The organism is Pseudoalteromonas sp. Z1A6, from assembly GCF_011378745.1.
Classification (GTDB): Bacteria; Pseudomonadota; Gammaproteobacteria; order Enterobacterales; family Alteromonadaceae; genus Pseudoalteromonas; species Pseudoalteromonas arctica.
Genome location: NZ_WTKW01000065.1, coordinates 1 through 14,999, shown reverse-complemented (window position 1 = coordinate 14,999; position 14,999 = coordinate 1). Strand labels below are relative to the sequence as shown.

The 14,999-nt window shown below is 39.7% G+C and carries 12 protein-coding genes; 4 read left to right on the top strand and 8 right to left on the bottom strand.

Annotated features, from left to right (window positions below; translation table 11 throughout):
• Nucleotides 1-75 precede the first annotated feature (75 nt).
• From GQR46_RS06330 to GQR46_RS06300, 7 genes are all read right to left on the bottom strand, one after another.
• Nucleotides 76-2,607: a TonB-dependent receptor gene (locus GQR46_RS06330; protein WP_165740443.1), complete on the bottom strand. Its 2,532-nt coding sequence runs from the start codon at nucleotides 2,605-2,607 to the stop codon at nucleotides 76-78.
• Nucleotides 2,608-2,875: 268 nt separating this feature from the next.
• Nucleotides 2,876-3,721 (bottom strand): DUF4198 domain-containing protein, encoded by an 846-nt coding sequence (locus GQR46_RS06325; protein WP_165729368.1) that lies wholly within the window; start codon nucleotides 3,719-3,721, stop codon nucleotides 2,876-2,878.
• A 34-nt stretch (nucleotides 3,722-3,755) separates the two neighbouring features.
• The gene (locus GQR46_RS06320; protein WP_024589611.1) at nucleotides 3,756-4,265 is read right to left on the bottom strand and encodes a DUF2271 domain-containing protein; all 510 of its coding nucleotides are present in this window, start codon (nucleotides 4,263-4,265) and stop codon (nucleotides 3,756-3,758) included.
• On the bottom strand, nucleotides 4,265-4,897 hold the full coding sequence (locus tag GQR46_RS06315; protein ID WP_165729369.1) for a PepSY-associated TM helix domain-containing protein: 633 nt from the start codon (nucleotides 4,895-4,897) through the stop codon (nucleotides 4,265-4,267). The genes GQR46_RS06320 and GQR46_RS06315 overlap by 1 nt, the downstream gene beginning before the upstream one ends.
• A 124-nt stretch (nucleotides 4,898-5,021) precedes the next feature.
• Entirely contained in the window at nucleotides 5,022-5,417 is a 396-nt protein-coding gene (locus GQR46_RS06310; protein ID WP_007580453.1) for a YbaN family protein, read from the bottom strand.
• Nucleotides 5,418-5,544: 127 nt separating this feature from the next.
• Nucleotides 5,545-6,870 (bottom strand): hypothetical protein, encoded by a 1,326-nt coding sequence (locus tag GQR46_RS06305; protein ID WP_007580455.1) that lies wholly within the window; start codon nucleotides 6,868-6,870, stop codon nucleotides 5,545-5,547.
• 99 nt (nucleotides 6,871-6,969) lie between these two features.
• Nucleotides 6,970-7,452, bottom strand: coding sequence for a MarR family transcriptional regulator (locus GQR46_RS06300; RefSeq protein ID WP_010554531.1), 483 nt, complete (start codon nucleotides 7,450-7,452; stop codon nucleotides 6,970-6,972).
• A gap of 427 nt (nucleotides 7,453-7,879) precedes the next feature.
• Here GQR46_RS06300 and GQR46_RS06295 point away from each other — a divergent pair, with 427 nt between their 5' ends.
• The 4 genes from GQR46_RS06295 (at nucleotide 7,880) to GQR46_RS06280 (ending at nucleotide 13,768) form a co-directional block, all read left to right on the top strand.
• Nucleotides 7,880-8,734, top strand: a complete 855-nt coding sequence (locus GQR46_RS06295; RefSeq protein WP_165740441.1) for a D-hexose-6-phosphate mutarotase — start codon at nucleotides 7,880-7,882, stop codon at nucleotides 8,732-8,734.
• 21 nt (nucleotides 8,735-8,755) lie between these two features.
• Complete coding sequence (locus GQR46_RS06290; protein WP_165740438.1) at nucleotides 8,756-9,289, top strand: PH domain-containing protein; 534 nt, start codon at nucleotides 8,756-8,758, stop codon at nucleotides 9,287-9,289.
• Nucleotides 9,282-10,829 (top strand): PH domain-containing protein, encoded by a 1,548-nt coding sequence (locus GQR46_RS06285; RefSeq protein ID WP_165740436.1) that lies wholly within the window; start codon nucleotides 9,282-9,284, stop codon nucleotides 10,827-10,829. The genes GQR46_RS06290 and GQR46_RS06285 overlap by 8 nt, the downstream gene beginning before the upstream one ends.
• Nucleotides 10,830-10,951: 122 nt before the next feature.
• Nucleotides 10,952-13,768, top strand: a complete 2,817-nt coding sequence (locus tag GQR46_RS06280) for a PD40 domain-containing protein (protein ID WP_165740434.1) — start codon at nucleotides 10,952-10,954, stop codon at nucleotides 13,766-13,768.
• Nucleotides 13,769-13,797: 29 nt separating this feature from the next.
• Here GQR46_RS06280 and GQR46_RS06275 read toward each other — a convergent pair whose 3' ends face one another.
• Nucleotides 13,798-14,958 (bottom strand): tetratricopeptide repeat protein, encoded by a 1,161-nt coding sequence (locus GQR46_RS06275; protein WP_165740432.1) that lies wholly within the window; start codon nucleotides 14,956-14,958, stop codon nucleotides 13,798-13,800.
• Between the last annotated feature and the right edge of the window lie 41 nt (nucleotides 14,959-14,999).

Sequence of the window (14,999 nt, the reverse complement as noted above, 5' to 3'; positions counted from 1 at the left end):
GTTTTTTAAATATAAAAAATCCGATAGGGCATGCCATATCGGATCTTTATTTAACTCATTTAATTTAAGTATAAATTAAAAACTGTAGGTGATGTTGCCATATAAAAATCGACCATCTAAACCGTATGGTGCATACGGCGTATACGGGAAAATCTGACCGAAATCAGAGTAACCAATGTTATTTACTGTAGCTTGCGGGTACTGATCGAATAAGTTATTAGCGCCTAATGCAAATTTCCATTCATCATTAGGACGATAAGCAACTTCTAGATCGGTTATCCATTTTGCATCTAGGTATTCATCGCGATCACTTGTTGTAGAAATATCTGCAACTTCACCGTAACGTGTTGCGCGCAGTGTTGTTTGCCATTCGTTAAAGTTCCAAACAGCAGATAAGTTCCACTTGCTATCAGGTGTACCTTCTTCAAAACGACCCACTTCGCGACGAGCAAACACTACGTAGTCATCACCTAAAGAGTTAAGCTGCTCTGGGTTGTCGTCAACATGAGTAACTTCGGTGTCGTTAAAGTTAGCGGCTGCATTTAAACGTAAATCGCCTAGGTTATCTAATTCAAGCGTGTACGTTGCAACTATATCTATACCCTGTGTACGTGAGTCAATCGCGTTGGTAAAGTAGCGTACGCTTTCGGTATTTAACTCACCCGCATCGGCTAAAATTTGTTGTACAGCTTCACCCGATAAATTTTCAGATAAAACAACACGATCATCAATATCAATACGGTATGCATCAACCGTAAGGCTAAAGTTACCTTGAGTGTATACAAAGCCTGCTGTTAAGTTTACAGAATCTTCTGCATCTAGCTCTTTTGCGCCCAATGCTTGTGCTGCTGGCGCGTCACTTGGAAACAAGCCAACTTCAAATGGTTGATTGTTTTCAAGCACAGTTGAAATTTGACGATATGAGCTTTGTGCTAAAGACGGCGCGCGAAAGCCTGTACTTAGCGCACCACGTAACGATAGATTATCGGTTAGGCTGTAACGTGTTGCTAGTTTTGACGTGAACGTATCGCCAAAGTCGCTGTAATCTTCGTAACGACTCGCTAAAACAACATTCCATTTTTCTGTTAAGTAGGTGTCAAATTCAACAAAGAGGGCAACGTTATGGCGGCTTTCGTCAGTTACGCTCTCAGGACCAAAACCAGATAGTACTTGTGCGCCGCCGGCAGCAATTGGGTTGCCGTCGCTATCTAGCGCAGTAATATAAGAGGCTTCTTCGCCTTGTTCTATTTTGTAGCTTTCGTGGCGGTATTCAGTACCTACGGTAAAAAATACGTCATCAGGTAAGCCTAAATCGAGAGTGGTATTGGCCGTTGCGTTTACTAAAAACTGATCGTAAACCAATGCACCGTTGTCAAATTCGGTTGGGCTGTCGGCACCTAGTGATGTATTAATACTATTTACAACACCGAAACCAAAGTCGTTGCGGCCGTAGTTGGTACTTACATCCCATGTCCAGTCGTTAGTTTCGCCTTGTAAGCCCAATGCAAATGAGTAGTCTTGTACGTCTGTTTCAATTTGCGGTAAAAAGCCATCTGGGTACACTTCTAAAACGTTACGGCTGTCTTTTGCTCGGCGGTAAAAACCACCTGAATTACCTTCACGCTTTGAGTAGCTACCAAATGAATAAAGGTTTAAGCCGTTATCTAAATCGTAACCCATGTTGTAAAACAACGCGTAATCTTCAAGGTCTGCTTTACCAAAGCGGTGGTTGTAACGATCGATAGTAAATTCGCGTGGGTCTAGGCTGCCATCATCAAGGCGACTGTATTGTTCGCGTGGGTCAAAGCCTGAGCGTTGAGTTGAGTCGTTATCGCGGTACTCAATGGATACGTTTACAAAGCCGTTATCAGATAACGAAAAGCCAGAGTTTGCACTAACAGTGCGTGTTGCGCCGTCGTTTACTTCTCTATCGCCGCCGGTATTAAATGCAAGGTTACCGTTTGCATCTGCGTAGGTGCTTTCTAGCTGAGATACGCCAGCCATTTGTGTATCGTATTTACCGTACGTTACGCTTACGCTACCGCCTTCTGAGGCATCTTTAAGTACAATGTTAATTACCCCAGCAATTGCATCAGAACCGTACTGTGCGGCCGCACCATCGCGTAGTACTTCAACACGTTTAATGGCTGAAGTTGGAATCATGTTTAAATCAACAGCTGTAGAGCCTCGGCCAACAACACCCGCTAAGTTTAATAGCGCACCAGCGTGGCGGCGCTTACCATTAATAAGCACTAATGTGTGATCGGGTGCTAAACCACGTAAAACAGCAGGTTTTGCATGGTCAGTACCATCACCCATAGTGGCACTTGGGTAGTTAAAGCTAGGTACTTGGTTTGCTAGTATTTGGCTTATTTCTAGCTGACCGGTACTTTGCATATCACCGCTGGTAATAATGTCTACGGGTACCGTACTTTCGGCAATACTGCGTAGGCTTCTGCGAGTACCGGTAACCGAAATTACTTCGATATTCTTTTCTGCTTGATTATCTTGCTCTGCGGCAACGGCCATAGAGTAAGGTGTGCTAAGTGCAGTGGTAACGGCCAAGCTAAGTGCGAGTTTATTTGCAGATAAACGCTTAAAAGTCATTAATTGTTCCCCAAGAGCTGCTAGTCGAAAAGGAGCGCATCATATAGAAGCGACTACCCTAGTGCAAAGATAAAAACTATCTAAGATATTCTAAGTTGTTAACACATAAGGTCACTGTTTACGCGCGATATAGGCGTTTGGATCGTTGTAGTTGCAATCTTGTGTCGAATGGTTGCGAATTCAAGGGAATTTTAGATAAAAGTTAGTAAGACGTAAAAAGGCCAAGCAAATACTTGGCCTTTCAATTTTTTAAATTTAGTAATTAAAATTATTCAGGGGCAACTTCAAGCGTTGTAAATAATGCATAACGTCCTGCATCTACGCCTTCTTCGTTTACGGTAACCTTGTTAGAAGTTTCGATTAGGTATAGGCCTGGTTCTTTCCACGTAATTGTAAACATACCTTCTTTATCGGTCGTTACTTTTACTTCGCCACGGTCGTTACGGTAGCGTGTGTCGCCTTTTAAAATACTTACTTCAACGCCTTCACCAGCAGATTTACCATCTTGTAGTAACTGAAAACGTGCTTGTTCACCTACAAATAAATCGTTTGGATGCGTTGGACCGCTAAGCTCTAAGCCTAAACCTAATAGGGCAGGCTTTGAGGTGCCATTTCGGCTTACAAATGTATCTACTGTTGAAACAACCTTCGTTGTAGTTACATCTTTTGCATTGCTAGGTAACTCGGCGTCTGTTTTCTTACCAAATACACGCTTGCGCTTACCTTCTTCGTTTTTATAGAAGGTCATGTACATTGGCTTTTGGGTCATTGCAATGTGATAAGTGCCTTGCTCTGTTAAGCTTACCGCAGCTGAGCTTTTACGTTTTAAGTAATAAGCACGGATGGTTTCAGATACTGGCTCACCATTAGGCGCAAGTGCCATTAATAATGTGTCGTCGTACTCGGCGCCTTTTTCTTTAGGTTTAAAGGCTTTGTCTGGTGCAAAAATTTCGTTTGAAATACTTGCGTCAATCATTACGTAATGCGCTTTATCGCCTGATAAAGATGTATGCGAAGGTAGTAACCAACGTCCGTGTGCACTTGCCGAAGTTGACACTAAAGCAGATAAGCTCAATGCGCCGATTAATGCCGTTTTTAATAAATTAATTTTCATTGTATTTCCTTAAATTTAAATGATTAAGTAGCAGCTACTTAGTGCTTACAGTGACGAAGCTTTTAGAAAACTCGTTTTTACCATCAATTGTTAGTTTGCCTGATTTAGTTAAATCAAGCTCAACACGGGTGTAGTCTCTGCCGCCTTCTTCGCGTACAACTTCAATATTTAGTAAGTATTTACCTGGTTTTACTGGGTTACCGTCTAAATCATTACCTTGCCAGTTTATGGTGTAAGTACCCGCGCGCTTGGTTGCGCCGCTAATGCCATCAAAGTTGGCATCGCTTTTACCGGCTTTACGCCACCATTGGCGTAAGTCTTTAAACCATTCTGCTTTTTGTACCCAAAGTGCAAGCGTTGTAACGTGTTTGCGCTCTGGTGTTTCAAGCCAAACTGCAACGTATGGACGGTGATACGGTTGTACTTCTAAGTCGGGAAGCGTTAATTCAACCTCTAGCTGTGGTGTTTGCGCATGCGCCGTTGTTTGAAAAAACGCAGCTACAAGCAGTAATGCGGCGCTTATAAATAATTTAAATTTAACCATTAAGACACTCCTTTTATTTGTGGAACCCAACATAAATAAATAACCAGTGGAGTTGCGACTCCTAGTAAGGTTATCCATATTCCTGCTAAGCGTTTTTTTCTATTTTGAAACAAAATAATCATGCCGGTGATGGCAAATAAAATCATTAGTACGGCAGATATATCAATTACCCAACTCCATACTTCACCGCTGTGGCGGCCTTTATGTAAGTCGCCAATGAGGCTTAAAAAGCCACCTGTTTGGTAATCAAGGTTTAACTCGCCAGTTGTAAAATCAAGCTCTGCGTAGGCAAACCCTGCAGGCAGTGGGTAGTCGAGCATGACAAGCGCGTCTTCTTTTTCCCACTCAATGCTTTTTACTTTTGTAAGTGCATATTGCTCGGCTAAGTAAGCTTCTATTTCTGGGTAAAGCGTTGGCAAGGTATTTAGCTGCTCATTTGCTTTGGTAACTAGCTCTGCAGGAATCGTTGCGGTTACTTGACCGTTATTTTTATCGTTTTTAAGCCAATCGACGTGATTAAGCACAATGCCGCTAACGCAAAATAAAATAAGCAAAAAAAACAAAGCTGTAGAAATATAAATATGTAGAGCACGGCTTGTACTATACAAAGCCCGCTTATTAATAAACGACATAAAAACAGTAAATAAATTAAATTTACAACATGATAATGATTTGCATTAGCTATTACAAATTTACTTACTTATCTTTACATAAAAACTTTAAAACAGAGGTGGTATGCAGGTAAAAAATGAATATTTAATGCTTAGGGGGGCTGGAGGGTCTTAAAATAAGGTAAATCATTACCGATACTTCTATTACTGCAACGAGATAAATAACCCAAATAGGGGCGGCTGAATACAGTAAAAATATAAATCCAATTAACATGCCAATGGCGGCGTAGCATTTGGCTTTAACAGGCACTACTTTATGGGCTTGCCATTGCTGCAGAGTTACACCGTAACGAGGGTGGTTTAACAGCCATTGTTCAAGCGCGGGTGATGAGCGAGTAAAGCAGGTGAGCGCTAAAATAAAAAATATAGTGGTAGGCATGACCGGTAACACAATGCCAATAATACCCAAGGCTACAAGTATTAAGCCAAGCGCTTTAAACCATAAGTTTTTATAACAAATAAACACTGCTTTTATATTCACTTAGGCTCTTTTTAGGCGTGTTATGGTATCTCTAATTGTAGGCTAAATAGCTATTAATTCGAAGCTTAAAATCAATAAAAAAGGGCAAACTAAGTTTGCCCTTTTAAAAATAAATGCGGTTAACAGTTTAGAAGTAGTAACCAATATTTATGTTGAAGCGACGTTCTGTATCGCCATCACCAATAATTGTTCCGCCAATAAATGGCTGGTTACGTGCTTGAATAAAGTCGAAGTAACTAAAGAAACCACCTGCAGCAACACTCATACCCGTTACGTTCATCCATGTATCTGCGCTATCGTCAGACTTGTCATAAATAATGCCGTAATCGTTGTAAAATTGAATGTCGGTAACTGGGCCCCAATCAAGCGAGTAATTATAAGCAACGTTAAAGTTAGTCATAGTTGCTTCGCTAGATACAGTGTCATAATAAGCATACGCACCAACAACAAAGCGGTCGCTGCTGTCGTCTAGATCGTAGTCGTATTCACCGTGTTGAAATTGGATATTCCAGTTGTTAATTGTGCTATCAACATGAAATGCCCATGCACCGTAGTTACCTGCACGATCGTTACCGTCATGTAAACCACCACTTAATAATGATACACCCACATCGGTAGTTATATTTTTGCTGTGCTCAATTTGGTATGTTGCACGCCCGGCAAACGTATTGTATTCGCCTATGCGAGAGCCTGGTGCATCGTATGTACCTTCCTCTGCTGAGCGACTACCAATAATGTCGTAAGAGTAACGATGGTTAATATCTGAAGAGCCACCGTCTATACCACCTAGCTCATCATTTTTGAAAAAGCCTAGGTCTAGTTTCCAGTTATCTTTAAGTTTACGTTTTACTACTACACCTAAATCAAAATCGTCTTCTAGACCTACGTAATAATTAGTACTGAAAAAGTAGCTGTGTGAGTTGTATGGGCCATTACCAAAAGGCACGGGTGCAATACCTGCTTGTCCTTCCCAGCCATCTGCAAACTCGTAACCTAAGTAAGCATACTTAACAACGGTCATGTAATCGTAAAAACGTATTTCGCCGTTAAGTGAAATATCGTTAATCTCACCAGATACATTTATACGGAAAATATCAAAATCAAAATCGCCACCGCGATCTTGGGTATCTTCATCGTATGTGTTGGTGCTGTAATTAAAGCGTATTGCTCCACCAACTTTAATGCCTTCATCTTTTTTCTCAGGTTCAGCTGCGGCAACTTCAACTACTTTTTGATCAGATTTTTTACTGATGTTTGCAACTTGTTGTTCGTGCTGCTTATTAATTTGCTGTTGTTTTGTTTTTTCATCAGCTAACTTATTTTCAAGCAATTGCATTTGTTGCTTTAGCTGTTTAAGTTGGCTTTGTAGTGTGTCTAGATCATCAGACGCATAAGAAGTGCTTGTAACACCACCTAGGACTAGTGCTAGTGTTAATTTTGAGAGTTTAGTCATAATAGCCGCTCTGCTTGTGATTAAAAAATAAAAAATTCAAGACGTCAAAAAACGCCTTACGTTTAGAGTAAGTACAAAACTATGTATTTTTTTTATTGTTTATTCTTTAGGAGCTTGAGTAAGTGCACCAACTTCTAGAAGGGGCGATGCATCTAATTTATCTGCATCCATCATCGCGGCTACACGCTGCATTGATGAGAGTAAAAGGCTCTGTTCCCACTCAGCAAGCGCAGAAAACTTTTCAATAAAGTGTTCTTGCAATGGCTGAGGTGCTTTATCAAGTAACTCTTTTCCTTTCTCGGTGAGGTATAAGCTCACTCTGCGTTTATCCATTTGACTGCGTACGCGTGTTACTAAGTTTCTGCTTTCTATTCTGTCGAGAATATTGGTGACCGTTGCTGGGCTTAAATTTACGTTTTGAGCAATACGGCTCGCCGTTATCCCATCGGTTTTTTTAACTTCTTGCATTATAAGCAATTGTGGGCCAGTTAAACCCGAAGTTTTATTTAGCTGCTTAGAATGTAAGTCAATCGCGCGGATCACTTTACGTAAAGAAACCAATAACTCGTCATATTTTTGCATTTGCTTATCTCATCGATGGGGCGGTAGTTTGCCGTAATCGCGAAATGTTACACATCAAATAAATTGAATTCAAACAATATATTGCACATTAGGCCGCTTTTGTTGGTTTTTAATAGTTAGAGCAGTAACTAATGTAAAATTATATTGTTTAAATTATAGTAAATTTTCTTAGCATCTTGTGTGCATTAAGTTGCGCACAGTACGTATGTTGTGAATAATTGGCAAGTCTTATTGTATAGACTTTAGTATTATTCATTTACAGCTGTTAGTACAAAGTAATTGTTTGTGAGTTTACTGTATATGTATTAATCGGCAATGAACAAATTCAGCAATCAATATTTAATATCAATAGCGTATACTTTAAGCATGCATTATTGTTTCTGCACAAATATTAAAAATCTTTAGTATCAGTATTATAGGGGAAGGTATGAAATTATCGCCATCAGTTAGCATTGAGCAAAGCGAAACCGGTCTTGAGTTTATTAAAGTAGCTAGTGCAAAGTGCGATGCAAAAATATTCTTGCAAGGTGGGCAAATTACCCAATTTACCCCTAAAAATAATGAGCCGCTTATTTGGGTATCGCAAGAAGAAACCTATCAAGAAGGGGCAAGTATTCGAGGTGGTATTCCTGTTTGTTGGCCGTGGTTTGGTACACACGCTAATGATGGCTGGCCTGCTCATGGTTTTGCGCGCACAAGCGTGTGGCAAGCCGATGAAGTACACGAATCTGATGAGCAAATTACGGTTAGTTTAAAGTTACCTATGAAGCTAGTTAATACAACGTATTGGCCGCATCAGTCAGCATTAAAAGTGGAGTTTATATTAAGTGATAAGTTACAGGTTCGCTTAACTACGACTAACTTAGGAAATACGCCATTTAGCTTTACTCAAGCGCTGCATACCTATTTTCCTACATCAGACATTACAAATACCCATGTTGATGGTTTGCAAGGCGCGCAATATATTGAGTTTAGTGAAGGGCCATTTGTGCAAAATGACGTTGTAAGTTTTGAGCGCGAAACCGACATGATTTATACACAAGCAAGTGCAGTACAAACTATTAATACGCCAGAAGGTGTTATTAATGTGATCCGTGAAAATTCAAACTCGTGTGTACTGTGGAATCCATGGATAGAAAAATCCAAACGCTTATCTAACTTTGCTGATGATGAGTATAAAACAATGCTCTGCCTAGAGGCTGCTAATGTACTGACAGATAAAGTAACGCTTGAGCCAAAGCAAAGTCATACATTAGTAACCACCATTAGCTGGGTTAATTAATAATCCCGATAGGATGCAATTGTGTTTAACAATCAACAAATAATGGATTTACCAGCGCACACCGCCATTAGCTTTAAGCCTTTAGCTGACAAGGCCTTATTACATACTCAGCTTAACTGGCTTACATTTTATATTCCGTTAATTGGGGTACTTATTGCGGTTTGTTATTTTAACGAAGCTTTTGCAGAGAGAGCGCAAACTTACTTGCTAATTGGTATGCCCGTTTTAGTAGCTGTATCCATGTTGTACAACATGGTTAGCATAAGGCTGCAAGGTTTTGCGGTACGAAACCACGATATTGCTTTTAAAAAAGGCGTTATTTGGCAACAAGTAACGGTATTGCCTTTAGCGCGAGTACAACATATGGAAATACATCAGGGGCCAATAGAGCGAAAGCTTAGCCTTGCGAGCATCAAATTATTTAGCGCAGGCGGCGTAAGTGCCGATTTACAAATTAGTGGGTTAACCCATGATGATTGTAAAAATATGCGCCAATTTGTACAGAACTACCGTCAAGACGATACGGCTCCTCAGGCGGTTTTAGTTGATGAGTAATAGTATTATTGAAGAGCAAACTAGCTCAAGTGATTGGCAAAAAGTATCGTCTTGGGCGCTTTTATATTTTGTTGTGCATTTTAGTGTGCGCTTTGTAAAAGATGGCCTTTTAAACTTACTGCCTATGTTTGTAGTATTTGTTACTCAAGTAGAAAATAAATTATTTTGGGCGCAAGTTGCAGGTGGTATTGCGCTGATTTCGTTGCTTGTTTACTCATTTTTATATTATTTAAATTTTAAGTTTTGTATTAGTAGCGATAACGAAATATTGCTTAACAAAGGCGTATTTAAAAAAGAGCGACTTACGCTTAAATTTGGCCGCGTACAAAATGTTAATATTGCCGAGCCATTTTATTTTACCCCCGTAAACTTAGTTAATTGTATTTTTGATGCTGCAGGCAGTGTGTCGCAAGAAGTTGTTTTACCCGGCGTCACTAAAGACTACGCACAGCAAATGCGTAAACAAATATTTGCTTTTAAAGCGCAGCAACAAGAAGAAATACAAAGCACTGAGCAAAGCGAAGTAGATACTATTGAAAATAGCCTAAGCATTAGCAATAAAGAAATAGCCAAATTTGGTTTAATGTCGAATATGGCTATTTTAGCAATCGCTGCTTTTGCCCCTTTTATAAACCTGATTGTTGATTTTTTAGAGAAGCAAATTATTGCTAAAGTAGAAGGCTTTTATCAGCAAGAGCTTGGCATGCTGGCAAGTGCTGCTACCTTTGCGATGATCACCTTAATTGTTTTGCTAGTTTTGGTAGCGGTGATGCTATCGGTGACTATGTCGCTTATTCGTTTTTATAATTTTGAGCTTTACTTTAAAGGTCAAAAATTTAAACGTATTGCAGGCTTGTTAGAGCGCCATCAGCTTTCGATGAGCATGGATAAAGTGCAATCTATTGTTATAAAGCAAAACTTAATGGGCCGATTACTAAAGCGATTTACTGTGGAGTGTTTGCAAGCAAGTAGCGGTGGTTTAGTTGCAGGTGTTGCGGCTAAACAAAATAAACAAACCTTAGTGTTACCTGTATTAAATAGCGAACAAGTTGATAGCGTATGCCAATGGATTTACCCGTGGTTTAACAGTAAAAAACTCGCTTTTAAGCGCGCAGAGCGAGCGCTTTTGTATAAAAATTTAGGCTTTTATTCATTGTTACCCAGTGCGCTAGTGTTTGGCTTTTGTTTTATTGCCGATATTAACACTTTGATTAGCCTTGGTGTTTTGGTGGTGTTTTCTGGCTTGGTAACCTTATCGTATCAGCGTTATGGTTATTACATGCATGAGGATAATGGTCGATTTTACATGGTTGTACGCAAAGGGTTGATTGGCGTTCATTACCGTGTTTTTGAGCTTTATAAAGCGCAAAGTGCACGCAGTATAAGTACGTACTTAATGCGCAAATCAGGCTTAAAAAGCTTATACATACAACTTGCTTCGGGCTTTGTATTTATGCCCTACATAAAGCAGCAAGATGCTGACTTTATTATTGATTTTACAATTAAGCAGATTGAGTCAGATACTCGCAGCTGGATGTAAACTCCCCTAATAAAACATGTGTAAATACACATTTGCACATGCTTTATTACACTTTCTTACTGCCCATGAAAGACATTTAATAATACCCTAGATAGTATTAAGGAATTCTTTTAGGGACGCTCATGAAAAAAACACTTATCGCATCAGCTTTATTACTAGCAGCACCAAGCTTTGCAGCCGATTGGCAAACTATTCATACCGAACATTTTAATATTCACTACAGTATTGAGCATGCTGATTTTGCTAAATCAACTGCAACAGAGCTTGAAATAGTTCGCACTAAAGTGCTTGAGCAGCAAAACCGAGCACTTGATAAAACAGTTGATGTAGTGGTGTTTGATCCCCTAAATGCAGCAAACGGCTTTGCGCTACCTACCTCAAGTAACCCTGTAATGGCACTTTTTACAACCCCACCACAATCCGACACAGTTATATCAAACAGCTCTGGCTGGCAGCAGTTGCTTGTACTGCATGAATATATTCACTTAGTGCACTTAGCACAGCCTACACGCAATCACTGGCAGCAGAAAGTACGTGGTATATGGGATTTATACGACTTAACCTACAGTGATACGCCGCGCTGGGTAGCCGAAGGTTATGCCACATTGATTGAGTCTAAAATGACGGGTCGTGGACGTTTGTTTGATAACTACTCAGAGTCCATACTGCGAGAATTTGCTCAACAGGGCGCACTGCCAACCTATGGGCAGTTAAATGGCGAGCAGGGCTTTATGGGCGGCTCAATGGCGTATTTAATGGGTAGTCGCTTTTTAAATTGGTTAGAGAAAAACTATTCAGAACAAACACTCGATAGTGTTTGGACGCGAATGCAAGGCGTAAAAACGCGTGATTTTGATGAGGCATTTAGCGGTGTGTTTGGGCAAAGTGCAGCCAAGCTATATCGCCGATTTATAGCTGAATATACCTATAAAGCAATGCAAATAGAGCAAGGGGAGTCGTTACTTAATAGTGAACTTTGGCTTGAGCTTAACTTATATGCAAGTAACCCAGTACTTTCAAAAGATGGTAGTAAAATTGCGATTGTTGAGCGAGATAAAGAGAGTAATACCAAGCTTATAATTTATAGCACGGATGACAACATTAAAGCGCAAGAAGAGTTTACTAAAGCGCAAAAAGAGCTACTCGAAAACGATGCACAAGATATTCCCGATACAGCGCCCAGTGTGTTTAAGCGCGAACAAAAGCAAGTGCTTAATCAAATAAACCGAGCCGGTATTGCAAATCCTCAATGGGTAAATAGCACAACTTTATATTTCAATGCGTACAGCAATGAAGAGTCGGGTATTTATAACAAAGTGTCTGACATATTTAGCTATAACACTGACACTGGAAATATTACACAACTTACCGAACTTGCTGGTATACGACGATTTAGCGTAACCAGTAACGGCGAAACCTTGTATGGCGAGCAAATAAGAGATGGCTACTCTGAATTAGTAAAGGTTGATCTCAATACGCAAACCATCACACCATTATTTACAAAAAGCCTTGAGACAACTTACGATTACCCAATACTCAGTCCTGATGAAACTAAATTAGCTTATTTATCAACGTCATTAAATGAAAATTGGCAATTGTATATACAAGGTATAAACGGCGAACAACAGCTATCAGTACCTATGCCAAACGGGTATCAATATTTAAGTCAGCCAAGCTTTAGCCATAATGGCGAGTCACTTTACTTTGTTGCAGGTTTAAATAGCGCCACCGATATTTATAACTACAACATAGAGAGTAAAACACTCACCAAGTTAACCCAAGGGCAAGAGGCCGTTGCCCACCCAATTGAAATGGCTGATGGCTCGTTACTCTATTTTTCGATAACTGCAGATGGGCCAAATGTAAAAACACTGCCAAAAGCTATAAAAAGCACTGTAGTTACTGAGTTTGCAGCTAACAAAAAAGCACCGCTGCTAATAGTAAACGAACATACACTTCCAAAAGCTAAAATATATAAGCACGAAACTACAGAGCAAACAAATTACAACGTGCTCGACCAGCACGCTACTTTCGCGATTGGCTCTCAATATTATTCGGCTTCTACCAGTTTGTTAGATTTAAGCATTAAAAGTAGCGACTTATTAAAGCAGCTCGACTTACAAGCGGGTTATAGCACTGATTTACACGATGGGGCATTGCACGGTGGTTATGTGCAGGCAAAATATAATGCGCTTGATGTAAAACTGAAACTTGCACTGTTTGACTACAATTTAGATACATCGCGCCAGTATCAGCAAAGTCTAAGTGCAGACATGGATGCCCGTGGTGGTTTTGCCGCAATAAGTTACCCCGTTAAATTTGGACAGTTAAGTTTAACGCCAGAGCTTGCCTACAATTACACTGATTATAAGCAAAGCCATAAAAATTGGACGCGTTTAGGCGTTGCTCAAAATTGGCAATATGATCGTCAAGACTTTGCTATAGGCCAAAGTATTTATGCGAGTTGGTACGATGGCAGTAGTAAGAGCAATAGTTGGCAAGGTTACGATTTAGCCGCCAAAATTTTTGGTAAAGCGTTTGGTATTCCTCTTTATGCAAACTTTGATCAAAAGCAACGTGACGACAGCAGCCTTGCATTAGGTGGCTTTAGCTCAAATCTTATTAATCAGCAGCAAAATAGTGAATATGTACTTTCATCTGAGCTGCCTTTTTACAGCGCAACTGCAAAGCGCTATCAAGGCTACGGTGGCGGCTTTAGCTTTAAAGAAGGCATGCCGTGGCTTTATTATAAGCAACATCAACTCGACGACACCGTATATGCACAAAGTTACGGCTTAAAGTACCAAGGTGATTTTAGTTTTGGAATGGGGCCTGCAGGCGTAAATGATTTAACATTTAATATGGGACTGTCGCGAGTAGAAGGCGACAGTTTTGAAGATGAAATGCGTGCTTGGCTGAGCTTTTATTACTCCCTTTAGCGTTTAAAGTTAACCACGGTTTGGCTAAGTTATTTGTCCATTTGTAACGACAGTAACTTAGCTTGATATACATCGAGTTTTTGATTATCACGTTCTAGTTCAATTGCTTTCTCAAGTAAGGTTTGTGTTTGTTTAATATTACCTTGTTGATAGCGAACTTTTGCGAGTTCCAAGTATAGCTCAGCAATGTAAGGCGCTTTAGTAATAGCTTGCTCAAGGTGTGCTTTAGCCTGATGAGCGTGGCCAGCTTGTAAGTTGTTTTTAGCGATCACTAGTAATTCGTATGGGTCTTTCTCTTTATTAACTAATTGTGAGGTGAGCTCTTTAACAAGCTCTTTGTCGCCTAACTTTTTAGCTAAAAGCTGATAGTTGCTGATTAAATTAATGCTTATTTCGTTATTACTAAGTGCTGTTTGATAGATGTTTTTAGCGCTTTGTAAATCACCAGCTCGGCGATGTAAAATGCCAGCTATGTTAAATAGCTCTGCATCATTTGGTGTAAATTTATTCGCTTGTAGAATAAGTGAGTAAGCAATATCCAGCTGTTTGTCTGCTAGCGCTGTTGCAGCTAAATTACTGTAAAACTTAGAAACTAAATCGTTATAGTCTGCGCTGCTTGAATAAAAACTGCGACGAGTAGGGAAGTAATCAATTAAGGTGCCCGCTCTGAAAAACTCAATTATATTATCATCTTTTTTCTCTACTTTTGGAGCATATACTTTTGTTCTAAAGTGATTAGCGACATAAACAACATTATTTTCTTTTGCGTATATGGGCTTACTTGTAACTTCTTGAAAGCTTGTTTCTAACCCAAGAGCTTGTGCGTAGCTTTGCGTTAAAATGGCTAAACTAATGCAATTACCTTGCGAACGCTTTAGGGTTTGAGCTGAACTAAGTGTATCGCCATGGTATTTAAAGTTAGCTATCTGGCTTTCGAGGTAGTTGTAAATTATGCGGTCATCACGGATTTGGGATAGCTTTTGGTTTTCGGCGTAAGCTAAAAACATTTCTTTTTCAGCATCCGGTAACTCAAAAATACTGTGCTCGGAAGGTGTGTCGAGTTTATTAAACAAAGAATGGTTTAATAGTTGTTCAAGCCCTACTTGTTGTTCTACTTGCTGAACCTTGGTTGTGTTACATCCAACTAAAAATAAAAAGGTAATACTAATAACTATTTTGATAAATATCATAACCCACTCCTTTGTTAATTTTTACATTACAATGTGGTGGG